This window comes from Pseudomonas juntendi (assembly GCF_009932375.1).
GTDB classification, from domain to species: Bacteria; Pseudomonadota; Gammaproteobacteria; order Pseudomonadales; family Pseudomonadaceae; genus Aquipseudomonas; species Aquipseudomonas juntendi.
In genome coordinates, this window is sequence record NZ_BLJG01000601.1 from 1 (window position 1) to 445 (window position 445).

General features: G+C 58.7%; 1 protein-coding gene. It reads right to left on the minus strand.

The features are described 5' to 3' along the window. Positions 1-29: 29 nt before the first annotated feature. On the minus strand, positions 30-410 hold the full coding sequence (locus tag GYA94_RS27450) for a hypothetical protein (RefSeq protein WP_161893526.1): 381 nt from the start codon (positions 408-410) through the stop codon (positions 30-32). Positions 411-445 lie beyond the last annotated feature (35 nt).

Here is a 445-nt window from a genome sequence, read left to right on the forward strand (position 1 = left end):
CGGCCGCACGGCGCTTGGTGTGGTCGCTCTTATGCTGAATTTTCAACGGTGAACTCCTGATCGCGGTATGGCCAAAGGGTGACCGTGACGGTGTAGATACCCGGCGCCGAAAATCCCAGCTCGATGTCACTGCCGTCAGCGGTGTAGGTTTCGCTCTCGATGTTGACGGCGGCACCTTCGTGCACCCCCTTCAACCAGAGCCCTTGGAGAACCGCCCCCATCTGGGGGCGCTCCTTGAGCATTTGCCCCATCACGAAGTGATCGGCCGGCCTTGCCGGTGTGGCCACCTGGATGAAAGGCCGGTCGGTGTTGAGCCTGATGATCTGCTTCCCGTACTCGGGCGGGCAGCTGACGGCAAATACGATCCGGCCGTCAGGCTCATAGGCTGCGAAGTGTATAGTGTTGATCATTGTTTGGATCCCATCGCAAAGAGGTTATGATTCTT

Excerpts from the sequence above, each read along its gene's own strand:
- GYA94_RS27450 (WP_161893526.1), bottom strand. The coding sequence starts at position 410 with ATGATCAACACTATACACTTCGCAGCCTATGAGCCTGACGGCCGGATC.